Origin of the sequence: Desulfatitalea tepidiphila (genome assembly GCF_001293685.1) — a bacterium.
Classification (GTDB): Bacteria; Desulfobacterota; Desulfobacteria; order Desulfobacterales; family Desulfosarcinaceae; genus Desulfatitalea; species Desulfatitalea tepidiphila.
Map to the genome: position 1 here is coordinate 2,272,501 of NZ_BCAG01000003.1, position 25,248 is coordinate 2,297,748.

The 25,248-nt window shown below is 51.2% G+C and carries 23 protein-coding genes, 1 tRNA gene, 1 rRNA gene and 1 other RNA gene (1 of these 26 only partly in view); 1 reads left to right on the plus strand and 25 read right to left on the minus strand.

Annotated features, from left to right (window positions below):
• The 25 genes from DFT_RS14690 to DFT_RS14805 form a co-directional block, all read right to left on the minus strand.
• Positions 1-367: ribosomal RNA gene (locus DFT_RS14690) — 16S ribosomal RNA — on the minus strand (it extends 1,197 nt beyond the left edge of the window).
• A 424-nt stretch (positions 368-791) separates the two neighbouring features.
• Complete coding sequence (tyrS, locus tag DFT_RS14695; RefSeq protein ID WP_054031905.1) at positions 792-2,087, minus strand: tyrosine--tRNA ligase; 1,296 nt, start codon at positions 2,085-2,087, stop codon at positions 792-794.
• 126 nt (positions 2,088-2,213) lie between these two features.
• The gene (gene rny / locus DFT_RS14700; RefSeq protein WP_054031906.1) at positions 2,214-3,776 is read right to left on the minus strand and encodes a ribonuclease Y; all 1,563 of its coding nucleotides are present in this window, start codon (positions 3,774-3,776) and stop codon (positions 2,214-2,216) included.
• A 330-nt stretch (positions 3,777-4,106) separates the two neighbouring features.
• Positions 4,107-4,286: non-coding RNA, 6S RNA (gene ssrS, locus DFT_RS25140), on the minus strand.
• Between the two features lie 110 nt (positions 4,287-4,396).
• The gene (locus DFT_RS14705; RefSeq protein WP_054031907.1) at positions 4,397-4,708 is read right to left on the minus strand and encodes a cell division protein ZapA; all 312 of its coding nucleotides are present in this window, start codon (positions 4,706-4,708) and stop codon (positions 4,397-4,399) included.
• A gap of 49 nt (positions 4,709-4,757) precedes the next feature.
• Positions 4,758-4,997 (minus strand): cell division protein ZapB, encoded by a 240-nt coding sequence (gene zapB, locus DFT_RS14710; RefSeq protein WP_054031908.1) that lies wholly within the window; start codon positions 4,995-4,997, stop codon positions 4,758-4,760.
• Between the two features lie 49 nt (positions 4,998-5,046).
• A complete protein-coding gene (locus DFT_RS14715; RefSeq protein WP_054031909.1) occupies positions 5,047-5,802 on the minus strand; it encodes a sugar phosphate nucleotidyltransferase in 756 nt (251 codons plus the stop codon).
• Between the two features lie 128 nt (positions 5,803-5,930).
• Positions 5,931-6,347 (minus strand): F0F1 ATP synthase subunit epsilon, encoded by a 417-nt coding sequence (locus DFT_RS14720; protein ID WP_054031910.1) that lies wholly within the window; start codon positions 6,345-6,347, stop codon positions 5,931-5,933.
• Between the two features lie 17 nt (positions 6,348-6,364).
• The gene (atpD, locus tag DFT_RS14725) at positions 6,365-7,786 is read right to left on the minus strand and encodes a F0F1 ATP synthase subunit beta (protein WP_054031911.1); all 1,422 of its coding nucleotides are present in this window, start codon (positions 7,784-7,786) and stop codon (positions 6,365-6,367) included.
• A 38-nt stretch (positions 7,787-7,824) separates the two neighbouring features.
• Positions 7,825-8,712 (minus strand): ATP synthase F1 subunit gamma, encoded by an 888-nt coding sequence (gene atpG, locus DFT_RS14730; RefSeq protein ID WP_054031912.1) that lies wholly within the window; start codon positions 8,710-8,712, stop codon positions 7,825-7,827.
• A 56-nt stretch (positions 8,713-8,768) separates the two neighbouring features.
• Positions 8,769-10,286 (minus strand): F0F1 ATP synthase subunit alpha, encoded by a 1,518-nt coding sequence (gene atpA / locus DFT_RS14735; RefSeq protein WP_054031913.1) that lies wholly within the window; start codon positions 10,284-10,286, stop codon positions 8,769-8,771.
• Complete coding sequence (atpH, locus tag DFT_RS14740) at positions 10,286-10,837, minus strand: ATP synthase F1 subunit delta (protein ID WP_054031914.1); 552 nt, start codon at positions 10,835-10,837, stop codon at positions 10,286-10,288. Before atpH ends, atpA begins: the two co-directional genes overlap by 1 nt.
• Positions 10,837-11,451 (minus strand): F0F1 ATP synthase subunit B, encoded by a 615-nt coding sequence (locus DFT_RS14745; protein WP_054031915.1) that lies wholly within the window; start codon positions 11,449-11,451, stop codon positions 10,837-10,839. The genes atpH and DFT_RS14745 overlap by 1 nt, the downstream gene beginning before the upstream one ends.
• Positions 11,451-11,879, minus strand: coding sequence for a F0F1 ATP synthase subunit B family protein (locus tag DFT_RS14750; RefSeq protein WP_054031916.1), 429 nt, complete (start codon positions 11,877-11,879; stop codon positions 11,451-11,453). The genes DFT_RS14745 and DFT_RS14750 overlap by 1 nt, the downstream gene beginning before the upstream one ends.
• A 150-nt stretch (positions 11,880-12,029) precedes the next feature.
• Positions 12,030-12,467, minus strand: coding sequence for a bactofilin family protein (locus DFT_RS14755; protein ID WP_054031917.1), 438 nt, complete (start codon positions 12,465-12,467; stop codon positions 12,030-12,032).
• Between the two features lie 75 nt (positions 12,468-12,542).
• Positions 12,543-13,649, minus strand: a complete 1,107-nt coding sequence (gene rodA / locus DFT_RS14760; RefSeq protein ID WP_054032480.1) for a rod shape-determining protein RodA — start codon at positions 13,647-13,649, stop codon at positions 12,543-12,545.
• Complete coding sequence (gene mrdA / locus DFT_RS14765) at positions 13,649-15,475, minus strand: penicillin-binding protein 2 (protein ID WP_054031918.1); 1,827 nt, start codon at positions 15,473-15,475, stop codon at positions 13,649-13,651. Before mrdA ends, rodA begins: the two co-directional genes overlap by 1 nt.
• Positions 15,476-15,677: 202 nt before the next feature.
• A complete protein-coding gene (locus DFT_RS14770; protein WP_054031919.1) occupies positions 15,678-16,190 on the minus strand; it encodes a hypothetical protein in 513 nt (170 codons plus the stop codon).
• A complete protein-coding gene (mreC, locus tag DFT_RS14775) occupies positions 16,187-16,999 on the minus strand; it encodes a rod shape-determining protein MreC (RefSeq protein WP_076750732.1) in 813 nt (270 codons plus the stop codon). The genes DFT_RS14770 and mreC overlap by 4 nt, the downstream gene beginning before the upstream one ends.
• A gap of 19 nt (positions 17,000-17,018) precedes the next feature.
• Entirely contained in the window at positions 17,019-18,062 is a 1,044-nt protein-coding gene (locus DFT_RS14780) for a rod shape-determining protein (protein WP_054031921.1), read from the minus strand.
• A 303-nt stretch (positions 18,063-18,365) separates the two neighbouring features.
• Entirely contained in the window at positions 18,366-19,454 is a 1,089-nt protein-coding gene (locus tag DFT_RS14785) for a serine hydrolase domain-containing protein (RefSeq protein ID WP_054031922.1), read from the minus strand.
• A 28-nt stretch (positions 19,455-19,482) separates the two neighbouring features.
• A complete protein-coding gene (locus DFT_RS14790) occupies positions 19,483-20,418 on the minus strand; it encodes a S66 peptidase family protein (RefSeq protein ID WP_076750577.1) in 936 nt (311 codons plus the stop codon).
• Between the two features lie 243 nt (positions 20,419-20,661).
• The gene (locus DFT_RS14795) at positions 20,662-22,443 is read right to left on the minus strand and encodes an acyl-CoA dehydrogenase (protein ID WP_054031924.1); all 1,782 of its coding nucleotides are present in this window, start codon (positions 22,441-22,443) and stop codon (positions 20,662-20,664) included.
• Between the two features lie 343 nt (positions 22,444-22,786).
• On the minus strand, positions 22,787-24,166 hold the full coding sequence (locus DFT_RS14800) for a sigma-54 interaction domain-containing protein (protein ID WP_054031925.1): 1,380 nt from the start codon (positions 24,164-24,166) through the stop codon (positions 22,787-22,789).
• Positions 24,167-24,374: 208 nt separating this feature from the next.
• On the minus strand, positions 24,375-24,773 hold the full coding sequence (locus DFT_RS14805) for a hypothetical protein (protein WP_054031926.1): 399 nt from the start codon (positions 24,771-24,773) through the stop codon (positions 24,375-24,377).
• A gap of 365 nt (positions 24,774-25,138) precedes the next feature.
• On the opposite strand from DFT_RS14805, the gene DFT_RS14810 reads away from it, so the two are divergent.
• Positions 25,139-25,215 (plus strand) — tRNA-Pro (locus DFT_RS14810).
• Positions 25,216-25,248 lie beyond the last annotated feature (33 nt).

The following is a 25,248-nucleotide window of genomic DNA, read 5'->3' on the forward strand; positions in this document are numbered from 1 at the left end:
CCTCCCGTAGGAGTCTGGACCGTGTGTCAGTTCCAGTGTGGCTGATCATCCTCTCAGACCAGCTACCCATCGTAGCCTTGGTAGGCCATTACCCTACCAACGAGCTAATGGGACGCGGGCTCATCTCCAAACAGTAGCTTTCATGAAGAGGCCACCTTTGATCTTTATTACCGAGGCAACAAAGATGTCATTCGGTATTAGCGTCGCTTTCGCAACGTTATCCCCAATTCGGAGGTAGATTACCCACGTGTTACTCACCCGTGCGCCACTTTACTAGCCTCTGCAAGCAGAAGCGTTCTCGTGCGACTTGCATGTGTTAAGCACGCCGCCAGCGTTCACTCTGAGCCAGGATCAAACTCTCCAATTAAACTATGGATTGTTGCCGTAGCAACATCATGTCTAACGAGGTCCCAACTCTTGGCATCGTCACTATTTAGTTTTCAAAGATCGAATCTTTTTTCGGCAATCTGTGTTTTAACGAAAACCTTAATTATATTAAAGAGGCCTTCGTTGTCAAGCACTTTTTTTTAGCCGATTCGCTTTTTTCCAGCTCTCGAAGAAAGTCTCACTGTATACTCAGGATTGGTTTTCATGTCAAACAGAAAATCACATCGATTTTCGAAAACCGATCTTTTTTCACCCAGATTCTCTGATCACAGGAATACGCAGATGAACGGAGGGTACGGCGCGAATTTTGAAAGCTTGGTTAAAAGAGCAACTGTGCGCTCAACATCTGATGGGGCACAGCCAAGAACGAGACGCTATATACGTGCTCTCGTCTGGCATGTCAATTACTTTTTCTCTTTTATTAAAATTTTATGAAATCTTTTTTTGCCTGCCCTTAGCAGAAGCCCCATCTCACTAAAATCTTTGGTAAATATTAATTGGTCAAAGGATTTTAGGCGTCTTCCGTTCACATATCCACCACCTTGTTCGATGAGCCTGCGTGCTTCACCACCCGATTTGGCCAATCCAGTTTCGTGAAACAACTTAAATGCCGCAATGCCTTCCTCGAATTCGTCGGAAAGCATCTCGCTGCAAGGCACATTATCACCTTCGATCAAATCGACCTTCCTTGGAATTCGGCTCGATGGCAGGATGGAATCTGCCACACTTCTCAAGCCGAACATGTCACATGCCGATCGGTATGCCTTTATGGCCTCTTCTTCACCATGCGCCAACCTTGTGGCCTCGAAAGCCAGTACCGATTTAGCGCCATTCAGTTCAGCGCCCTCCAGCGCGCCTACTTTCTCGATCTCCGATAACGGCAAAAAGGTGAATAGAGCAAGAAATCTGGCCACATCGCGATCGTCGGTGTTTACCCAGAATTGGTAGTAATCATAAGTTGATGTACGTTCTGGGTCCAGCCAGACCGCACCAGCAGCGGTTTTGCCCATTTTGGCCCCGGAGCTGGTCGTGATCAATTTAAAGGTGATGCCAAAGGCCTGCTCTCCTAATGTACGGCGGATCAAATCGATTCCAGCCACGATATTGCCCCATTGATCGCTGCCACCCATCTGAAGCCGACACTGGTGCTGTTCGCAAAGCTTGTAGAAATCATAGGCCTGCAACACCATATAGTTGAATTCTATGAAACTGAGCCCCTCCTCCGATTCGAGACGTGCACGGCAGCTTTCGGCCTTGATCATTCGGTTGACTGAGAAATGGCGACCGAAATCTCTCAAGAAAGGAATCAAATAGAGTTGTGTCAACCAGTCGGCATTGTTGAGCAGCAGGGCCTTGTCTTGGGAAAAATCCAAAAAGCGGGCAAGTTGCCGCTTAATGTCCAACACGTTGGCATTCACCTGTTCGACGGTAAGCATTTTACGCATCTCGGTTTTACCACTGGGATCTCCCACCAACCCGGTGCCGCCACCAACGAGGGCAATCGGGCGATGGCCATGCCGTTGCATATGGGCCAGGGCCATGATCGGCACCAAATGTCCCACATGCAGGCTGGAAGCGGTAGGATCGAACCCGATGTAGCAGCTCACCTGACCGGAACCGGCGTATTGGGCCAATTCCTGTTCATGGGTTGTCTGTTCGATGAATCCGCGTTCTTCCAAAACATCTATTACGTTCTGCATGCGATGTAACTCCAATTTTGAGGATATCCCTGGCAGGTCGAATATAGATTCCATCCATACCTGAAATTGTCAGTCAAAAGAGAATGCGATAAGATTTAATGATTAGGTTTCGATACCGGCAATTGATTACTTGTTCGCGTATTCAACAGCCCGGGTTTCGCGAATCACCGTCACTTTGATCTGACCCGGAAAGGTCAGTACCTCTTCAATCTTTTTAACGATGTCACGGCTGACCAAAACAGCTTCATCGTCGTTGATTTTATCGCTTTCGACGATTACCCTGAGCTCTCGTCCCGCCTGGATGGCATAGGCGCTGTCCACTCCTTTAAATGAGTTTGCAATCGCTTCCAACTCCTCTAACCGCTTGATATAATTTTCAAGTAACTCCTTGCGGGCACCTGGTCGGGCACCGGACAAACCGTCAGCGGCCTGAACAAGAACATCATATACAGTGGTTGGTGGCACATCTTCATGGTGTGCGGCGATGGCATTGACGACTTGGGCGGACTCTCCAAATTTCTTGGCCAACCTCGATCCGATTAAGGCGTGTGGCCCCTCGACTTCATGATCGATCCCTTTCCCGATATCATGCAGCAATCCCATTCGCCGAGCCAGCTTTTCCTTTAGTCCCAACTCCGCTGCCATAATGCCACACAGAAAACCGACTTCGATGGAGTGCTGCAAGACATTCTGGGAATAGCTCGTCCGATATTTCAACTGTCCGATATACTTTATCAATTCAGGATTGATGCCATGGACCCCGAGATCGAACGCAGCCTGCTCGCCGGCTTCCTTGATGGCCGTATCGATTTCCAGGGAAACTTTCTTGACCACATCCTCGATTCTGGCCGGGTGGATGCGCCCATCGGCAATGAGTTTCATTAAAGATTGTCGGGCCACTTCCCTTCGAATTGGATTAAAGCCGGATAGAATAACGGCTTCGGGTGTGTCATCAATAATCAAATCAATACCGGTTGCAGCTTCCAGCGCTCGGATATTACGGCCTTCGCGCCCTATGATGCGACCCTTCATTTCATCACTGGGCAACTGCACAACGGTCACCGTCCTTTCTGCCACATAATCTGCCGCGTAGCGCTGAATGGCCGTGGCCAGGATTTTTTTGGCTTTTTTGTCAGCCTCCTCCTTGGCCTCATTCTCAATGCGCTTGATGATCTTGGCGCCCTCGTATCTCGCCTCATTTTCCATAGCTCTCAGCAAGAGTTCTTTCGCCTGCTCGGCCGTTAATGCAGATATCCTTTCAAGCTGTTCTCTCTGTTGAGAGATCAGCGAATGATATTCAGTTTCCTTTCCGGCCAATTCCTCGGAACGCCTTTCAAGGTCTTTTTCAAGCTGACCGATCTCTTTTTCTTTTTGTTCGAACAACTCGATTTTCTTGTCGATGTTCTCTTCTTTTTGGAATAGCCGCTTTTCTTGCTTTTTCAGCTCAGCTCGCGTTTCTTTCGTTTCATTGTCAAATTCACTTTTCATTTTTAGGAGCCTGTCCTTGGCTTCCAGGCTCGCTTCTTTGATCAGTGCATCTGCCTTGGCTTTACTCTCTTGTACAATCAAATCCGCTTCGGTGCGTGCAGCGTCGGCTTTCTGTCGATCAACCATCATCTTAAACCAGAATGCCAGTCCAAAGCCGACTACAAATCCAATGAGCGCTAGCCCAATTGCATATCCATTCATCGTGCCTCCCCGAAAACTACCCCCTCATTTATGTAAATGCAGGCTAACTATCGATAAACAATATTATTATCCTGCGCCATGGTCATCAGTCCGTTTCCTATCGTCCGCCCCCATCAATGGCACATGGCACCGTTGAATGGGGCATTGCATCGACGGGCCGGAACAAGCATGCCTTTCCAGGCAACCTCGTTTTGTAATTCTTTATAATTATCGATCGGTTACCAGTTTTTGTGTCCGATATGGAGATGTGACAATTGATGGGGACAATGCGGGGTTTTCACGAATGTACGGATGAGAAGCGATCTAACGGAAAGCTTCCTTGCGACCAGGTAACCCCCCGCCGAAATGCCGTGTTGGCAGGCCTTTGATCCAAAAAGGCAAGTGGGCGCTTTGCGGCTTTTTTAGGCTTTTCTGTACGAGCAGAACATGCACACCAAAACCGTGCTCAGCTCCCTTGAGAAAAGTGTTGGTTCAAAGCACATCTTCCAATCACGCGCATGGCAGGGGGTATCACCCAGATTTTATAACCATCACACGTACGTTTTTTCGGCTTTATGGAGACCTGTCCGCTGCTGTCATAACAACGCAACAAGTCTGTTTCAGGGGCTTTTCACAACCATTCACAACGGTGTTTTTATACCGGCAAAATGGGATTCAAGTGTTTTTAACAGATCTTCGGATCTTTGGTCTAGATCATGCAGCAGTTGTTGATGCCTCTTTTTTAACTCGAAATACTCATTGGTAATGTTCAAGGCAGTCAAAATGAGTATGGCGCGTTTATCCGGACTCGCTGCTCTGTTGGCGCATTGAGTCCTGGCCCTGTCAACCGATGCAATCACATAATCGGCCACCGCCTTTGCATCCGAAACATCCACATCCGTTTTGAAGGAGAACGGTTGACCGAGTATTTCTAATGTCAGCACTTGATCCACGGATTGGAATTTCCCCGTTATTACCGAAAAAGGTGAAAACCCTTAAAAATTAGTCCTCTACAAATTCCGCAAGTCTGCCAATCATGTTGTCTATCTTCGTTTTGACCAAGGATTTCAGCTCGTCATTATGCTTTTCGGCATCTGTTTTTTCAACCAACTGATAAGCAAGCGTTTCCTTTTCCTGCTTCAGTGCCTCATTTTCATTTTTAAGCTGATGAATGACCTCGATCAGTCGTTCGACCTTATTCTCTAAAAGTTCGAATTTTTGCAATACAATTTCGTGTTCCAAACTTTCACCTCATATTTAAATACACTATAGTCGTTGGTCTTGTGACAAGTCAAGCCCTTTGGATTTTACGATTTTTCATAAATGTTTCCGCAAGTTCAAGCTCTTTTACACTATTGACGCCAATAATCTCGGTGCTGTCATCGCCTATGGTAAAACCGATGGACTTTCCATCGGCATAACCGATTCCGATGATATCGGTAAGATAGATCTCTTTCTGGGCATTATTCGCACCCAGTCTAGGCAAAACCTCTCTCAGGTAGTCGCTACGAACTGCATATATACCTGTATTAATGAGGTTAATTTTTTTTTGGGACGCATCGGCATCCGCCTCTTCGACAATGGCCGAAAGTCGACCGCGATCATCCAGGATAATTCTACCGTAACCCTTGGGGTCGTCGACAGTTACAGCCAATAATGAAACATCATAGTCGCCTTCCTGGTGAACATCAATGAGGTTTAAAATTGTATTGGGACGTATCAGCGGCACATCCCCGCATAAAATGACGACATCTTTAGCCTTTTCAGGAATCAAAGGCTGAGCGCATTGAACGGCATGCCCGGTACCATGCTGCTCTTTTTGCAAGGCATAACTGACGGTTCCTATACGATTGACCGTAATTTTCACCTTCTCGGCCTGATGCCCAACGACGATGATGATGTCCTGCCCGGCAATAACGGCGGCCGTCCTCACGACATATTCGATCATTGGTTTTCCGCAAATTTCGTGCAGGACCTTGGCCTTTTCTGACTTCATACGCGTTCCGAGCCCTGCAGCAAGGATGATGATGCACACATCGTCACGCATTATGTCCCCCTAATATTTTAACTTATACACTTTTGGCGCCGTGAATGGATGTATTGAAATTCCTCCCCAAAAAAAAAGGGCAACCACTTGGGGTCACCCTTTTTCCAAGTTATAGGCACTTGGTTCAATCAGATGCTTCGCGTTTCCGCCAAACGGATTCTGAGGATGGCCCTCATGAGAGCGGCCTTGGCACGTGTGTAGTCGATTTCCTCATCTCTTTCCCTGGCCAGACGCTCTTCCGCTCGTTTTTGGGCGGCTTTGGCGCGATCGATATCGATGTCACGCCTGCGCTCAGCGGATTCAGCCAAAATGGTGACACGATCAGGAAGGGCCTCGGCAAATCCGCCGCTGACAAAGACAAAACGCTCTTTTCCAGAAGTGTCAACATAGCGAACCGCTCCCACCTTGAGGCTGGTCATGAAAGGCGTATGACCGGAAAGCACGCCGAACTCGCCAAGTGTGCCTGGAGCCATGACGATTTTTGCGTCTTCACTCACCACCGACTTTTCCGGGGTAACGATTTCTAAATGAATGTTCTCGGCCATGCTATCCCCTTAGCGTTTTAGGCAGCCTCTGCCATTCTTTTCTTGGCGTCCTCAACCACTTCTTCTATTCCGCCCTTCATCATAAAAGACTGTTCAGGCAGGTCATCGTGTTTGCCTTCTACGATCTCTTTGAAACCACGAATGGTCTCTTCGATCTTGACATATTTACCTGGCGTTCCAGTAAATACCTCCGCGACATGGAACGGCTGCGAGAGGAAGCGTTCAACTTTCCTGGCCCGAGAAACTGTAATCTTATCTTCCTCGGAAAGCTCATCGATACCGAGAATGGCAATAATGTCCTGAAGCTCTTTGTATTTTTGGAGTATCTGCTGAACCTGACGTGCCACTTGATAGTGCTCGTCGCCGATAAAGTTGGCATCTAAAATACGGGAGGAAGAATCCAAAGGATCCACCGCCGGGTAAATGCCTTTCTCGGTAATGGCACGTGATAGAACGACGGTACCGTCCAAGTGGGCAAAGGTCGTGGCCGGTGCAGGGTCTGTCAGGTCGTCGGCAGGCACGTAAACGCATTGAACCGCTGTAATGGAACCCTTGTCTGTCGAGGTGATGCGCTCTTGCAATTCACCGAGGTCAACCGCCAAAGTAGGTTGGTAACCCACCGCTGAGGGAATACGTCCCAACAACGCGGATACCTCCGATCCTGCCTGGGTAAACCGGAAAATGTTGTCGATAAAAATCAGAACGTCCTGGCCCTCGATATCGCGGAAATATTCTGCACAGGTCAGCGCCGACAACGCCACGCGGGCACGAGCTCCCGGCGGCTCTGTCATCTGACCATAGATCAAGGCAGCTTTGGGAAGAACGCCGGACTCTTTCATTTCATGATAAAGGTCGTTGCCTTCACGGGTGCGCTCGCCCACGCCGGCAAACACCGAAATACCACCGTGCTGCATGGCGATGTTGTGAACCATTTCCATCATGATGACGGTTTTACCAACGCCTGCGCCCCCGAACATCCCCATTTTACCGCCACGCGGAAATGGTACCAGCAGGTCGATCACCTTCACTCCGGTTTCCAGAACATTGACCTCTGTGTCCTGCTCGGTAAATTTGGGCGCCTCACGATGAATGGGCATCATTTTTTCCTGGCTGACCGGGCCGAGACCGTCCACAGGACGACCGACCACATTGAGCACCCTGCCCAGGCTGGCTTCGCCCACTGGCATCATGATCGGCTTACCGGTATCTTTGACCGGCATGCCCCGCACCAGACCGTCGGTAACGTCCATGGCGATGGTACGCACGACGTTATCACCCAAGTGCTGGGCCACTTCCACAACAAGGTTGTCCGCCTCGTCGTTGATAGCGGGGTTGCTAATGGTCAGCGCCGTGTAAATGGTCGGCAGCTTGCCCTGCTCGAATTCGACATCAACAACAGGTCCCATAACCTGTGTGATTCTACCAATATTCTCTGCCATCTAAAGACCTCCTATCGAAACGAAATCAGTTAATCGTCTTATCCTTTGAGGGCCTCGGCGCCGCCCACAATATCCATCAGTTCAGCCGTAATTGCTGCCTGCCGTGCTTTGTTATAAGCGATGGTCAAATTACCGATAATGTCGTTACATGCCTTGGAGGCGTTGTCCATGGCCAGCATGCGGGCCGCATGCTCGCTGGTGGACGTTTCCAGCAATGCACGATAGATCTGAACATCGACGCTTTTTGGAAGAATTTCCCCCAGCAATGCCTCAGGAGAGGGTTCACAGATATGCTCAGCCAGGTAGGGTCCTTCCGCATCCGCCGTCTCCTCCTTTTCGACCGGGGGGATCGGCAGTAATTGCTTGACCGTCGGTTTTTGCTTGGCCATGCTCAAAAACTCGGCATAAACGATGAGCACTTCATCGTATTCATTGTCCAGGAAAGCGCTGACCAGTTTCTTTCCAGCCGTGGAGGCCACATTATAGCTGAAACTTGTGCCGACCACACCCAGGTGAAACTCCTTTACGGCCAATTTCTCGCGGCGCCCCCAATCCCTGGCTTTTTTCCCGAAAAACGTAAAGGATACCGATTTCCCTTGATCCGTTTTTTCCTTTGCCAGGTCTTCGGCCTTTTCGATCAAATTGGCATTGAAACCACCGCACAACCCTCGATCCGAGGTGCATACGACGATATGTACCTTTTTGATCTCCTCACGGGGTATCAGTAGCGGATTGGATTCTTCACCAGCACTTTCAGCAAGATTTCCGAGCACCTCTTCGAACTTAGCCGCATAGGGTCGGAATCCTTCCATCCGCACCTGTGCACCGCGCAGTCTGGATGCCGCTACCATGTTCATGGCTTTGGTGATTTGCTTGGTCTTTTTGACCGCGGCGATTTTGAGTTGTACTTCCTTTAGTGTTGCCATAAAGCTAAGCCCCTATCCTTTTTGGTGTCCTAACCTGCTCAAGCCGTATTACGAGCTTACTTAATGGTGTCCTTGAACTCCTCGTCATAAGCTGTGAGCGCCTCTCGCATCAGCTTATCCAATGCTTCATCGATCGCCTTTTTCTCCTTGAGGCCTTCGAACACCTTGGGGAAACGCTCTTCGATGAAGGGATAGAGTCCCGCTTCGTATTTGGTGACGACACTGGAGGGGTATTTGTCCAGGAACCCGCGGGTACCGGCAAAAAGAATGGTCACCTGCTTTTCCATGGGCAGCGGCTGATATTGGGGCTGTTTTAAAATTTGGACCAAACGTTCACCGCGCGTCAATTGCCGCTGGGTGGCAGCGTCCAAATCGCTACCAAAGGCTGCAAATGCTTCGAGCTCTCGGAATTGGGCCATTTCCAAGCGCAGTGTGCCGGCGACCTGTTTCATGGCTTTGACTTGGGCGGACCCACCGACGCGTGAAACCGAAAGCCCGACGTTAATGGCGGGACGCACGCCTGCAAAGAAGAGGCTCGGTTCAAGATAGATTTGACCGTCGGTGATAGAAATCACGTTGGTGGGAATGTAGGCTGACACGTCACCCGCCTGGGTTTCAATGATCGGCAGTGCGGTCAGGGATCCGGCCCCCAATTCATCGCTCAGTTTGGCGGACCGTTCCAGCAACCTGGAGTGGTTATAAAAAATGTCACCGGGGTAGGCTTCACGTCCGGGCGGACGGCGCAGCAACAGCGAGACTTGACGATAGGCGGCCGCCTGCTTGGAAAGATCATCGTATATGATCAATGCATGCTGGCCCTTATCGCGAAAATATTCGCCCATGGCCGTACCCGCATAGGGTGCAATAAACTGAAGGGTTGCAGGGTCGGAGGCGCAAGCAGACACGATGGTGGTGTATTCCATGGCGCCATACTTTTCAAGAATGGCATGCACTTGGGCAACGGTGGACTTTTTCTGGCCGCAGGCGACATAGATACAATAAATGTCGCTATCCTTCTGGGCCAGGATGGCATCGATGGCGCACGCGGTCTTCCCAATCTGGCGGTCACCGATGATCAACTCGCGCTGGCCGCGACCCACCGGAGTCATGGCGTCAACCGCCTTCAAACCGGTGTAACAGGGTTCGTGAACGCTCTTACGGGCGATAACGCCGGGAGCCACCATTTCAACGCGGCGGGTCTCCTTTGCATCGATCGGCCCCTTGCCGTCAATCGGCGCACCCATGGCGTCGACGACCCGCCCCAACACCGCTTCACCTACTGGAACTTGGGCAATCTTACCAGTCCGCTTGACGATATCCCCCTCTTTGATGTGGATATCTTCGCCCATAATAGCGATACCCACATTGTCCTCTTCCAGGTTGAGCACCAGACCCAGAATTTGACCGGGGAACTCGACCAGCTCCAGAGCCATGGCTTTTTCCAGACCGTAGACACGGGCGATGCCGTCACCAACGGACAAAACGACTCCGGTTTCGCTCAGTTCGACCTTTTTGTCATAATCGGTAATCTGCTCTTTGATAATTTGACTGATTTCTTCGGCTCTAAGTTCCATTATGCACGCTCACCCCTTTTTAAAGTTTCCCTCATATTGAGTAATTGTGTTTTAATGCTGCCATCCAAGACGAGATCCCCAATACGGGTAACGATGCCCCCGATAAGACCCGGATCTTGTGTCACCTCCAAAACCACCTCTTTTCCTGTCTTTTTCGACAGAGCGGTGCGGATCTTTTCTATGGTGTCTGCCGTGAGCTCGCTGGCCGACACCAGACTGGCGCGGGCCACGCCTTTAAGTTCATCGGCCATCATCTGATAGAAATCATTGATGCTGCCAATGAAACCAATGCGCCCCTTTTCAAACAACAACAACATGAAGGCGGACATCACCTTGGAAACATTCATCTTTTCAATCACCCGCTGAAGAACTTGCTTGCGCTCGCCATGAATATGGAGGGGATTGGCGATGGTATCGGCCAGACTCTTTTCCTGATCCATCAATTTGGCGATATTCTCAAGCTCTTTCCGGTATTGTTCGGTTTGTCCGTCTTCTTTTCCGATCAATAAGAGTGCCTTGGCATAACGCCGGGCTATTGCCAAATTTTTCACTAGGCCACCACCTTATCTAGATATTCATCCACCAAACGGTTCTGATCCTCGGAAGATATTTTTTCACTAATCAGCTTCTCCGCCCTGGCCAATGCTTTCTCCACGACTTGCGCCTGGAGCGACAGACGCGCCTGCTTGAACTCGTGCTCGATATTCTTTTGAGCCTGCTCTTTCAGTTTTTCGGCAACGCTCTCTGCCTGCTGGAGGATTCGCGCCTTGGCCTCCTCCCCTTGCCTGATGTATTCAACGACAATCTGTTCGGCCTCTTTGTCCAGCTTGGCGAGCCGTTCGTTATAATCGGCAAGCTGTTTTTCCACTTCTGCCTTCCGCGCCTCCAGATCCTTCAGTTCTTCAGAAATTCCCTTTATCCGGTTGTTGAGCGCTTGCCCCGCCGGTTTGCGCAACAGCAAAAAAAGACCGATGGCCAGAACGGCGAAATTCATCACCCGATACCAATCGGTTGCTTGCCACCCCGTACCGCCCCCTTCGCCATGTCCGCCTTCGCTGGAACCCCACGCCGGCGTGCAGACCAAAAAGGCAGCAACGACCAGAATGGCCAGAACGGCGCACAAGCGCTTGCGTTGCTGCTTACCATCATGTCCAGGAATTTTCATCAGGCCGCCCTCCCCAAAATTTTCTCTGTAATCGCATCGGCGAAGGCATCCACCTCCTTTTCCAATGCACTTTTAACAGTATCCATTTCTTTTTTGATTTTGGCCTTCACCTCAGCCAAATCCTCCTTGGCCTTGGCATTGATTTTGGCGACGATGGCACTCTCCTCATCGCTTGCAGCTTGAACCAGTGTCTCTTTCTCTTTCTGTCCTTTGGCGCGGGCCAGGCGGATCCCCTCAATAAACGCCTTATCTTGCTCTTCAGCCTGACGACCGGTCGCAGCAACGCTCTCCTGCAACCCTTGGAACTTTTCTTTACGTTGCTTGAGAATTCCACGAATCGGTTTGTATAGAACAAGATTGAGAACAAAAAGGAGAACTAGAAAATTGGCGATTTGGAGCAATAAGATAGGCAAACTGATACTTACCATAGAGGCGCCTCCAGAACTGAGCAATTAACGGTCTACTTACGGTCTACTTATGGTCTACCAATTTGATATAACTATAAAAATAAAACAAAAAAGAAAGGGGCGAACAAGGGGGGTCTATATCACCGTAAAGTTTAAAATGTCAAAGGTTTTTTAATTTTTTTGGTCGTGCGGGTCACTGGATAATGCATCCTTTGCACGCTTTTCATCAGTTTTGGACAGCTTGCGTGGTTGGCCTTGCATAGCACAGTGACCATTGAAAACAACCCCTGAATCAATGGCGATGCTTGGCGCGCTGATATCGCCCTCAACCTGAGCCGGCGCATATATTTCAATGCGCTGGGTGGCCTCCATCCGGCCGGTCACCTTGCCTCGGATGATGGCCACGCCGACCATGATTTCCGCATCCAATTGGGCATTCTCGCCGACAATAAGCGTCCCATCCTGGCTGATCAGCTTACCCTTGATGCTTCCATCCACACGGATGGTTTCCTTGAACGTCAAAGTCCCCTCGATGGCGGTATCGCGCCCTAAGAGGGTTGAAATGGTCGTTGATTCCCCGACTGAGGATTTTTTATCCTTTTTCAGCATATCACCTCCTGTCACGATCCTTCTGGGGTTAACCTGAAATTCACCCACCGACCGTGCTTAGCAAATTTAAAACAATTATTTCTCAAACATAAACCGGCGCATACTGACATTGAGCAATAAACCCACGCCGGCCATCATGGTGATGACCGATGATCCTCCGTAACTGAAAAATGGCAATGTGACACCGACAACCGGCAACAATCCCATGACCATACCAATGTTTATGAATACCTGCCAGGCGATCATCGTGGTGACACCCACCGCCAGGATGGTACCGAATGGGTCACGATTGCGTTGCGCAGTTTGTAATCCCCACGTGATCAACAACAAGAAAACGAGAAGAACGAAACCGGCCCCTATCAAGCCCCATTCCTCGGCCAAAACCGAAAAGATGAAATCCGTGTGTTGTTCAGGTAAAAAATCGAGGCTGTTTTGCGAGCCTTTTAGAAATCCCTTGCCCGATATCATTCCGGCACCAATGGCGATTTTAGATTGGATCACATGGTAGCCGGCCCCCAAAGGATCCCGATCTGGATTCAAGAAGGTAAGGATACGTTGTTTCTGATACCCCTTAAGAAACATCCAGACCAATGGCACCGCGAGGGTGCCGCTGGCAATCAACCCAATTAGGGTGCCGCGCTTGATTTTGACATACAAGGTCATGGAAGCTGCTATGAGCGCGACGACCATCGCCGTTCCCAAGTCGGGTTGGCGAACGATCAGAACAAACGGAATCGCTATGATGATGACGGGCGTGACCAATTCCCTCAATTGCAAACCGTCTGGCCGCACCACACGGGCATAATACTTGGCCAGCATGATGATAACAGCCAGTTTCACGATCTCGGACGGCTGGATGGACATGGGGCCCATAGCGAGCCAGCGCTTGGAGCCTCCCACATATTTACCGATCAGCAAAACCGCGATTAAAAGTCCGATGCACAGTAAATAGAAAAGATGGCCCCACCGTTCATAGCTTTTATAATTGATAATGAAGGCCGTAATCATGACCATCATGCCCAGTCCATACCATATCAACTGACGCCCAAACAAAGCCGATTGCCCGCCCCCACCGCCGGCATTGACCGCACTGTAAAGGGCGACCAGGCCGGCGGTCACTATCGCAGCGGTAAGCGCCAGCATCCACCAATCGAAATACTCCACCAGGCGTCGATCTATCATCATGGTTGATTATCTCCCAAGTAGGCCTGAATCAATGCACTGGCGACAGGCGCCGCCGCCGAAGAGCCATGTTCGCCGTGTTCGATGATCACTGATATGGCGATCTTCGGATTCTCAGAAGGGGCATATGCGACAAACCAGGCGTGATCCTTTGGGAGTGCATCGATTTCCCCGGATGATCCGTCGCTTGCCTTGGGCATGGAGACCACCTGTGCCGTCCCGGTCTTTCCCGAGAAATGCAACCCTTGAATCCGCGATTGCCAAGCGGTCCCCTTGGGATCATTGACCACCTGCCATAACGCCTGGCGCACGAGTGCAAGGTTTTCCGCATGCAATTTGATTTTTCCATCCTCCCTGGGACTGTTCTGAAAGGTCACCACCCCGTCCGCAGTTTGGATCTTTTCAATCACATACGGCGAATACCGGGTGCCCCCGTTTCCCACGGCGGCCGCTAAGGAGGCCATCTGCAAGGGGGTTACCAAATTGAATCCCTGTCCGATGGCGATGGAAAGGTTTTCACCTCCCTGCCAGGGAACACCAAACCGTTTTTTCTTCCAATCACTGGTGGGTATCAACCCTTTGCCTTCCCGGTCCAGGGAAATCCCGGTAGCTGCACCCAGCCCAAAGGCGCGGGCGTACTTGGCCATACGGTCGACCCCCAACGCCTCACCGACCTGGTAAAAATAGACGTCGCACGATTCGGCCAGAGCTTTGACCAAATCGACCTCACCATGCCCGGATTTTTTCCAGCATCGATACGCGCGGTTGCCATACTTGTAAAAACCGGGACAATAAAAGGTCGTCTTGGCATCGATCACCTTTTCTTCCAAACCGGCAAGGGCGGTCACGATTTTATAGGTCGATGCCGGTGGATATTCGGCTTGGGTGGCTTTGTTCTCGAGCGGCCTGAAGGGATTGGAAACCAATTCATTCCACTGGTCGCGGGTCATGCCGGTTACAAATAGATTGGGATCGAAGGCTGGACTGCTGGCCATGGCCAGAATCCGTCCCGTATCGGGTTCAACGGCAACAGCAGCACCGACGCGGTCTTGCAACAATGCTTCGGCCCTCTTTTGCAGCTCTTCGTCAATGGTCAGGAAAATATTCTGACCCGGTTGAGCCGGTACGGTTTTAAGCACACGCACCACTTGACCGGTGGCGTTGACCTCCACTTGGCGGCCGCCTCGCTTACCTCTCAAATGGGCCTCGTATGCTTTCTCAATTCCAAATTTTCCTATAAAATCTCCTCCCTTGCAATCGTCGAACGGTGACCCCTGCAATTCTTCCTGGCTGATTTCACCCATGTAACCGAGCAGATGGGCCGCATGCGTGTCATAGATATAATGCCGCCGAGGCGACACACGCACCTGGACTCCGGGCAACTCGAATTTATGGACCTCGATGGCGGCCATGGTATCGCGACCGATATCTTCTCGCAGCAGAACAGGTGTGTAACCACCTCGCTTGCGGTTTTCCTGGATAGTGGCCATCAGGGTTTCCGGAGATTCATTCAACAACTGCCCCAAGCGGGCCACCGTCTCATCGATGGGCTTGGCATCCTTGAGGATGATATAGACATTGAAAGCGGGCCGATTGTCCACGACCGTTGTTCCGTTTCGATCGCAAATCATGCCGCGCGGCGCATCGATATCTTGAAGACGGATGCTGTTGATTTCCGATAATCGCCGTAGTTCTCTGCCCTCAAACAATTGGAGGTAAAGAAGCCGAATGGATAATACGGTAAATGCCAACACCACGGCCACGAGGACACCGACCAGGCGCTGGTTGAACCAATCAGTGTCGACGCTTTCAAGATAGTTACGCATTATTAGGGTAAATCTTTATGGTATCGTTCCGCTGTTCGAGCGGCTTTTAGTTCTACTTAGTGCCCATCCACAATGTCCAATTGTCCCGATATCTGCGTTGCGCGAAAAATTTAATCCTCGGAATATCAGCCATATGCCTGCGGTTAAATTTTTCGTGCGCCTTGATCTCGGTCCAATTTGCCTATTTGTGGACAGACACTACTTAAAGATCGACGAATATTTTTGCGTTCCACGAATCCAACTGCTTCTGGGCCCATCCGATAATCACCAAGATGGCCGGTCCTGTGACCAGTGCCCAAAGGATCTGCAACACCACGGTTTCTAATGCATCTACGGGAATACTGGCACTGGGGGCCAGAAATGCCATATAGATCAGCAAAATTGCGTTCTCGAAGGCCACGCCGATGGCCACTGCGAGAGAAAGGAGAAAAACGCTGCCGGTATAAAAAAACCGAGCGGCCCAGCGCATTCCGATATAGATCCACAAATAGATGATTAAGTACAATCCCATGGGACCGCCACAGAGGCTATCTATGATAAAACCGAAGAAAAGAACGATGGGCACGCCCTCGAGTTTAGTCCTGAAAAAACTCAGGTAAATGAGAATGGGAATGAGTAAATCGTAAAACTTTTCAAACAAGGGCATTCCGGGTATCAGGGTCGTTTTAACGAGCACCAGACACAAAGAAACCATGATGTAAAACAAAACGGTCATAGCGGATCGACCAATGTTTTGGTGGGAACAATCAAAACCTCTTCGAGGCGCTCGAAGTCCACAAACGGCGTCACGGTCACATCCTGAAAAATACCCGCCTCTTCCTTCAGGACCTCGGCAACCCGTCCGATAGGCGTTCCTTTGGGGAAGACGCCATCCATGCCGGAAGAAATGATGCTATCTCCAACCTCAACGTCGTATTTTCGCAAGACATAGTTAAATACGCAATACCCGGAGGTACCTCCCTTGATAATGCCTCTGGCCCTGCTCTTTTGCACCACCGCGTCAACGGCACTATTCGGATCGGTGATCAGCATCACTTTGGCGTAATGAGCAGTCGAATCCACGATCAGGCCTACCACCCCCTGGGGGTTGATCACAGGGAAACCAATCTCCACGCCGTCCTCACGCCCTTTGTCCACCAGGATGGTTTGAAACCATGGAGAGGGATCCTTGCCGACCACCTGAGCGGCGACCGTCGGTAGTTGCAGCTCCTCGTCCAGGTTGAGCAGTTGCCTCAGTCGATCGTTGGCCTGCATCAACTCTTCGTTGCGATGGGCAAGGGCAAATGCCGTTTGCGCCTCTTTGTGCAATCGTTCGTTTTCCTCAGCAACGGAGACAAGAAAGAAGTAGTGCTCCCATATGTCACGCAAGAATCTCGACGAATGGCTGATGATCTTTTGAAAAGGGGCGACCAGGGCGATGGCGAACCGCCCGGTGCCGTGTTCGGGGTAAGGCTGTCGACTGCTCAGCGACAACATCGTAAAGCTGAGTGTGACCAATACGATGAAACCGATTATGATCGCCATTTGCTTGGAAAACATTGAGTCAGTAAATCACCACTTGCTTAAGAATTTCAATGCAATCCAAAGCCTTGCCGGAGCCTAAGGCAACGGTGGCCAAAGGGTCGTCAGCGGTCGTAATCGGCAATCCGCTCTCTTCGCGCAACAACTTGTCGAGGTTTTTAAGCAATGCACCGCCACCGGTCAGCACGATGCCGCGGTCAACGATGTCTGCGGCCAATTCAGGCGGTGTCTGTTCAAGCGCAATCTTGACGGTTTCCACAATGGCATCGATCTGTTCGGAGATGGCCATTCTGACCTCCTCAGAGTCGATCGCCAATATTTTGGGAATACCGGAAACCAAGTCACGGCCTTTGACCTCGATGGTTTCGACTTTGTCCGGGTCTGGATAGGCGTTGCCGATGGAGGTCTTGATGATTTCCGCGGTTCGCTCGCCGATCAGCAGGTTATATTTCCGTTTAATGTATTGAATGATGGCTTCGTCCATCTTGTCGCCGGCAACGCGCAGTGACCGGCTGTACACGATCCCGGCCAGGGAGATCACAGCCACCTCCGTGGTTCCGCCACCAATATCCACGACCATGTTGCAGGTAGGCTCGGTAATCGGAAGATTCGCACCGATGGCAGCCGCCATCGGCTCTTCGATCAAAAATACTTCCCTTGCACCGGCCGATTCGGCAGATTCACGGACAGCCCTCTTTTCCACCTGGGTAATGCCAGAGGGAACAGCGATAATCACCCTCGGGCGTACCAGCGATCTACGGTTGTGCACTTTTTGAATGAAGTGCCGCAACATGGCTTCGGTCACCTCGAAATCTGCGATAACGCCATCGCGCATCGGACGGATGGCGACGATGTTGCCTGGGGTGCGCCCCAGCATGTTTTTGGCTTCCAAGCCCACCGCCAGCACCCGGTTTCTCGAACGACTGTCCGTGCGAACCGCAACGACCGATGGTTCGCTCAGAACAATACCTTTTCCCTTCACATAGACCAACGTGTTGGCAGTGCCCAAATCAATAGCCAAATCACTGGAAAAAAAACCTAATATAGAATCCAAGAAAAAGTTCATGCTCCGAATATCCTATTTTAATTAAATTAGAGTCCTGGGTGTCATGTCTACGGCTTCTCCGAACAGGGTGAATTCAACAAGAGATATAACAATCGAAAAATATTACCGTTGCTAACAGAAACGGCAACCCATTTCAAGAATAAATTATGGAAATTGCGTAAGAAATTCACTGCACAACAATTCCCTGCCGTACGAAGTCATTCACTCTGCCAAATCGTCTGCCCGCTGTTGTGACCCGGCCAAAAAATGCTGCCGCTGGCCTTTGAAGGTTGCCCATCCACAGCTGTCATTTTGCCACAGGCACTACACACCACCAATATGCTCCATCACCGCATCGTGCAGCAAGGGCCGAAAAGCCTTGATACGCTCATTATGGCGGCTCGGATGCACCCGGTTGGTCAATAAGACGACAATGATGCCTCTGCGCCGATCCATCCAAAAAGAGGTGCCGGTGAATCCTAAATGTCCCACGCTTTCCGGACTGAAGCAACGACCTGCGCTCGACCCCACCTCCGCCGGCGTGTCGAATCCAAGGCCCCAATCCGTCCCATTTTGCCTATGGAAGAACTTTTTTAGCAGAGATGGCTCAAACGGGCCATTATCGATCACTCCGGTTTCGATGAACAATAGTTTCTGCAGAAGGTTCCAGACCGCATCGGCGCTGCCAAAAAGACCGGCATGTCCACACACACCACCGATGGCATACGCGTTGTCGTCATGAACACGGCCAACAAGCAATCTCCCCCGCCAGGGGCACAACTCAGTGGCAGCGTAATCCGCTTCTACGAGCGGCTGGTTCGCGGGGTTAAAAAAAAGCCCCTGAACCGATAAGGACTTCCAGATCGACGCTTCCAGATAGCGATCCAAAGTCGTTTGCACCACTCTTTCTATCAGGCCTTGCAATACCAGGAACCCGATGTCACTGTAGCATGCCCGCTGTCCTGGTGGCGACAACAATGGTTCCCGAGCCATCCATTCTTCAACGGCCGATTTTCGCCGCTCCTGGCCTCGCATATCCTTCAGGCGCAGATAATAGGGCCGCCAGGCAGGCAGCCCGGAACTGTGACCAAGTAAATGTCGCACCGTAATCGCCGCCTTGTCTCCCTTGAAAAAATCCGGCCAATAGAAGCAACAGGGCTGATCCAGAACCAGGAGACCACGTTGAACCAAATGCATAACGGCAAGGGTTGTCGCCAGGGGTTTGGTCAAAGATGCCAGGTCAAAAACCGTTTCACAAGCCATCGTCCGCCGTCTGAACCAGTCGGCTGAGCCGTATGCGTGCCTTAAAACCACTTTTCCGTGGACGGCCACCAGGATAACGCCCCCCGGAAAGACCCCTTGGAACACCGCCCTTTGCATCAAGCGATCGACCGCATGAAACGGCTTTGTCATAGCGAGTATTTACTCCCCTCGTCATTTTTCAATCGCTTGTGGCACACTCCAAAAGGTCCAGTCGCCGGCCGTCTGCGTCGAGATGAACACGGACCCCCATCGGCAGGGTCAGGTTGCGACGCCCATGACCGAAGGCCATGCCCGCCAGAATCGGCAGATTCGGATCGGCAAATAATTGGCGCACCAGATCGTGAATAACAGCGGGTTTGGCACCATTGCTGAAGGACCCCAGCACCACGCCTTGGATGCCATCGAAACAGCCGGCCAGCTTCATCTGAGTCAGCATCCGATCGATTCGGTAGGCCACCTCACCCGTATCTTCGAGGAACAACACAGCGCCTGTGAGGTTCAAAGCAAAAGGCGTACCAACCAGGTGACACAGTGTGGTCAGATTGCCTCCCAAAAGAATCCCTTCGGCCATGCCCGAACGAATCGTCCTGATTTCCGGCCCCCTGAATGACAGGGCCAGATGAGTGGACAAGGCACGGTGCAGTGACGCCTGTGTCCGCCGGTCACTGGATGGCAGGCTGCAAACCACCGGACCGTGGAAAGTCACCATCCCCGCCTTCTGATAAAAGGCATGATGAAGGGCCGTAATATCACTGAACCCGATAAATGGTTTGGGGTGATGTCGCAACAACTCCCAATCCAGGTACGGCATCATCCTCAATGATCCGAACCCCCCTCGTGCACACATGACTGCATCCACCGCATCATCGATGAACATCTCTTGCAATTGGCGGGCGCGGTGTTCATCCGTGCCGGCCAGGTAGCCTTTGCCGACAAAAAGATCCGGGGGGGTTTTGATGGCGTATCCCATATCCTGCAAAATTTTCAAGCCCTGCATCAAGACTCGCCGCTTAAAGGGACTGGCTGGAGCGACCACGCCAATGACAGCGCCAGGATGGAGTCTGCGTGGCTTTATGGAATCAGGTTTCGCTGATGGCATGGCGCCTTTCCTCATATGGAGCCGACAAAATTTTGCAACTACCGATGAATGACTGGCTGATCTTCGAGCTGATGGGTTGAAAATAAATGGCAGGGATGGCGGAAGCAAGTCATTTTTGGGCTGGAGGCCACGCTATCCGTTTCCGGCTGGCAGGATGGCGGATCGGTTCAGAATCCGACGAATGATCACAGGGGGCAAAAAAACGGCCGGAGAGAAGAACGTTCTCCGGCCGTTTTGGCAAGTAGAAAAACCATACGCTTAAAAAGCGGCATCGGGGATTTCAACGATCTCTCTTCCCGGCCGCAGGCACGTCTCTAGTGTCGCCAGGGTCTGTGGCAGTGTCATATCGGTAAAAAAGGTCGCCTGATAGATCTTGCCCAAGTAAAAATCCGTTTTTTTCTTTTTTATCGCTTCGGCAGCGATAACCGCCATATCCAGAAGGCGCCAACACATGATCACCTCACCAAAGGCGATGAGCCCCGGATAGGTGTACGAGGCCCATTGAAGGGGATCCGACTGCATACGCTGCTTCATCTCATCGGCGACCTCCATAAGTCGCTGAAACACGCCATAGAGCGCACGAACGCGGTCCCCTATCTCGGGATGCTCTCGGTTGGCATCACAAAAATTTTCAATTTCCTTTTTGAAGGCGTTCAAACAGGCCCCGTTGCGCATGCTCATTTTGCGGCCCATGAGATCGATGGATTGAATGCCATTTGTACCCTCATACAGGGACATGATTTTTGCGTCACGCAAATACTGCTCTATGGGATAATCTCTACAGTAGCCATAACCGCCGTAACACTGCATGGCGGTTTCGCACACCCTGAATCCCATATCCGAACAATACGCCTTGATAATCGGGGTCATGAAATCAATCAAATTCTGGTAATGTGTCCGCTCCTCTCCATCCGGCAGTTCGAGGGCCAGGTCCGACCAGAAGGCACCGGTGTAGATCATCGAACGCATGCCATCCACCGTGGCTTTCATCCACAGCAACATACGCCGGACATCGGGATGTTGAATGATCTTCACCTGGCCTGGCGTGCGATCCGCTATATCCCGCCCCTGCTCGCGCTCCTTGGTGTACGCCAGAGCATTTAAATAGGCCGTGCTGGCCATGGCCATACCACTGACCCCAGTGTTGATCCGCGCCTGATTCATCATCTGGAACATGTGGGCCAACCCCTTGTTCTTTTCGCCACACAAATAGCCGATGCAGCCGTCGCGTCCGCCAAAGGTCAATGCGGCGGTAGCCGAAGCATGCAGCCCAAGCTTCTCCTCGATGCCGGTGCAAACGACATCGTTAGGCTCGCCCAGAGAACCGTCCGAATTGACGCGAACCTTGGGCACGACGAACAGGGAGATCCCCTTGATGCCTTCGGGTTCGCCTTCTATACGCGCCAGCACCAGATGAATGATATTGTCGGCCAAGTCGTGCTCACCCCAGGAAATGAAGATTTTATTCCCCTTGATTTTGTAATGATCGTCCTCAGGATAAGCCATGGTTTCCAATGCAGCCAGGTTCGAACCGGCGTTGGGCTCCGTGAGGCACATGGTACCGGCCCAGGTGCCGTCAAACATTTTGGGCACATAGGTTTCCTTGAGCTCCCTGGTACCGAAGCTTTCGACCAGGTGCGCGGCGCCATGCGTAAGGCTCGGCGCCATATTGAAGGATTGGCACGCCCCGTACATGAGGTCGTTGACGACAATACGCATCATGTGAGGAAATCCCTGTCCCCCATATTCCAAATCACGGGCGGCCGCCGTCCAACCATCTTCGCCGTATTGTTTGAATGCTTTTCGAAACTCTGGCGGGCAAATGACCTGATTGTTCTCAAATCGCAACCCTACGGTTTCTCCAATTTCGTTCAGGGGATCGACGACCCCTTTGGCAAACTCAACCGCCTCTTTGACCATCAAATCCAACACCTTCTCACTTTGGTCCTGATAGCGTTCCAGCTCACAAAGCCGGCCGTAATGAAGTTGCTCTTTGAGAATAAACATCAAATCCTTGGTATTGACTTTAAAATGTCCCATAAAAAAACCTCCGCATGGCGTTTGAAATAAATGGGCAAAATGAACGGGATGGACCCGCGGTAAATGACACCTGGGATCGACCATCAGCGTTGCACAATTGGGGCTACTCACCCTTTGACAGCAAGATGTCTGCCAAACATCTTTCGTCGATTCATGATTCTGTATTTATTATATTTATTTTTTATTTCAGGACACTGAAAGGAAAGACCGACACACAGGTCTGTATAGAAGACGCTACAGTACTGACCCTTTATAGGATCAACACCTTGACATTATTGTAGTTTTAAAAACGATAGACGATTCTATACATGCATAGAAAGCTCTACATAACGCCGTAGTCGTCCTATAACATTTTGTATTTTCTCATTTTTTGATATAATCCGGTACGATGGATACCCAATAGATCGGCTGCCTTATTCTTGTTGTGGCCACTTTCGAGAAGGGCCTTTGAAATGGCCTGGCGCTCGACATCGGCAATCAGGATTTTTAGCGGCGTCACCCCCGACCTGCCTACCACGCGGCGCTCCTTATGGCCCCTGAGCATTTCCGGCAAATGATCGACCTCGATCCTGTCGCTTTCGCAAAGGACCAATGCCCGCTCGGCCACATTACGCAGCTCGCGAATGTTTCCCGGCCAGTCATAGGATTTGAGCGCCTCCACGACCTCCGGCGCGACCGACTTTTTTTTGCGTCGCTCCTGCAGGCTCAACTCCTGCAGGATGGCCTCGAAAATGATCGCAATATCCTCGATTATGGTTCTCAACGAAGGCAAAGGGATGGTCATTACATTAATTCGGTAAAACAGGTCCAGACGGAAACCACCTTGTCGAATCATGCTCTCCAGGTCCTGATTGGTCGCACTGATCAGCCTGAAATTGATCTGCCGCGGCTTTCCGCCTCCGATTCGCTCGACCACTTTGTCTTGAAGCACCCGTAGAAGCTTGACCTGCATGCGCAACGGCATCTCGCTCACTTCATCCAAAAAGAGTGTGCCATTGTGCGCCAATTCAATTTTACCCGGCGCTCCTTGCCGCTGGGCGCCAGTAAATGCACCCGGCTCATATCCGAACAGCTCGGATTCAATCAACTCCGCGGGAACGGCGCCGCAATTAATTCGGACAAATGCATGGTGACGCCGTGGACTGGCGGCATGGATGGCGTGCGCGAACATCTCCTTCCCGGTTCCGGATTCACCGGAAATGATTACCGACGAGTCGTTTTGGGCCGCTATGCCCGCCAGGGCCTTTGCTCTTTCGATCCTCGCAGATCGTCCGACGATGTTGTCGAAAGAGAAGTGGGCGCCATGGATTTGCCAGGCTCCCGACTTGTAGTAATCCACCTGCTTTTCCAGGCTCTCGATGCGTTGGTACAGCGCCTTGACCTTCTGCGGACTGGAGAGCAGAAGTTTACCGGCCGCCCCGATCACCCGCCCCTCTTTGACGAGGGGAATTCTGGCGACAATCCGTTCACGATCGTTCAGAATCAGGCTTCGGCCGATTTCCGCACGACCGGTTTCGATCACCCGAACCAGATCGGAATCAGGATTGACATCTGAAATGTGCTTTCCTACAGCGCTGGCCAATGCCGATTTGGGGACACTCTCGTTGGACTCGCTGACAAAGCGGATAACACCGTCGGCATCAACCAGAATCAGACTCTCGTATGGATTGTTCAGCAGCGCGAACAAAAGTGTTCGGGGAATTTGCTCCAAGATATCTTTCATGGACGGTACGAGCTCCTGGATGGAATACATATTGGGCACACTCTAAACAAAGGTGATAATTTGCGTCAATGACCGATAGGTGAAAAAGATAAAAAAAGGGCATCCGAACCCAACGGATGCCCCATGAAGTTATCTGGAAATAGAAGTTTTGAGCTGTACCGAAACCTCAAGACGCGAGTTCAGTACCCAAACCAGGTGTCACCGGCAACTACTCGATCACTGCCACGGATGAAACCGTGACCACAGACCGCCCCTCGGCCTCCTCAACCGTGCCGGTTATCTTTACATTTTTCCCGACCAACCCACCCAGATCCTGGCCGGCCACCTTATAGCTGCCGCGATCGCTGAAAATGACGATACCTTCGTCTGTCTTGACCACTGTCCCCTGTATCTCCTCCTCATCGGACGTAGCCGCCTGCTCCGAAGACATCTCTGCTGCCGGCTGCTGTCCGGCTGGCATAGCAGCGGCCTGCGATTTCGAATCTGCCTGGCTCTGGGCTTCTCGCTTTTCCGCCGCCTGTTCTTGAGAGCCACCTTGCTCCGAGCATGCCACGGCGATCGTCAATGCACAAAAAAGCACAAATACCGCGCCAAGATACCTTTTCATCCTGTCCTCCTCTTTTTTGGTTCACTCCGGCCAGATCAGCATTCTCTGGCCTGTTAGGGGTACAACAAAAGCCCTTTCCCACATCTGAAGCCTTCCGGCCCGTCTGTTCACCTTCAGGATCATTCCACATCGCCGAGGCACCGCCGGGTATCCAGCGATTTTAAAAAGCAATTCCTATGCCCAAACATAACCCATTGTTTTTTATCCTTTTGAAAACTACTTGACACCAAAAGAGGGGGGAACTTGTTTCAATTTTTGCACGCTGCCAGGCCGAAAACGCTAAAACCTGCCTCTTGGGATTTGGACCAAGTCGTCATAGTTTCTTGACATGGGTTACCCGCAATGATAGTGAGGTTGGCTTGTGTCGGGGCGTAGCGCAGTCTGGTAGCGCACTTGAATGGGGTTCAAGGGGTCGGAGGTTCAAATCCTCTCGCCCCGACCAAATCCAACCATAAAGCGGTCTGGCTGACATGCC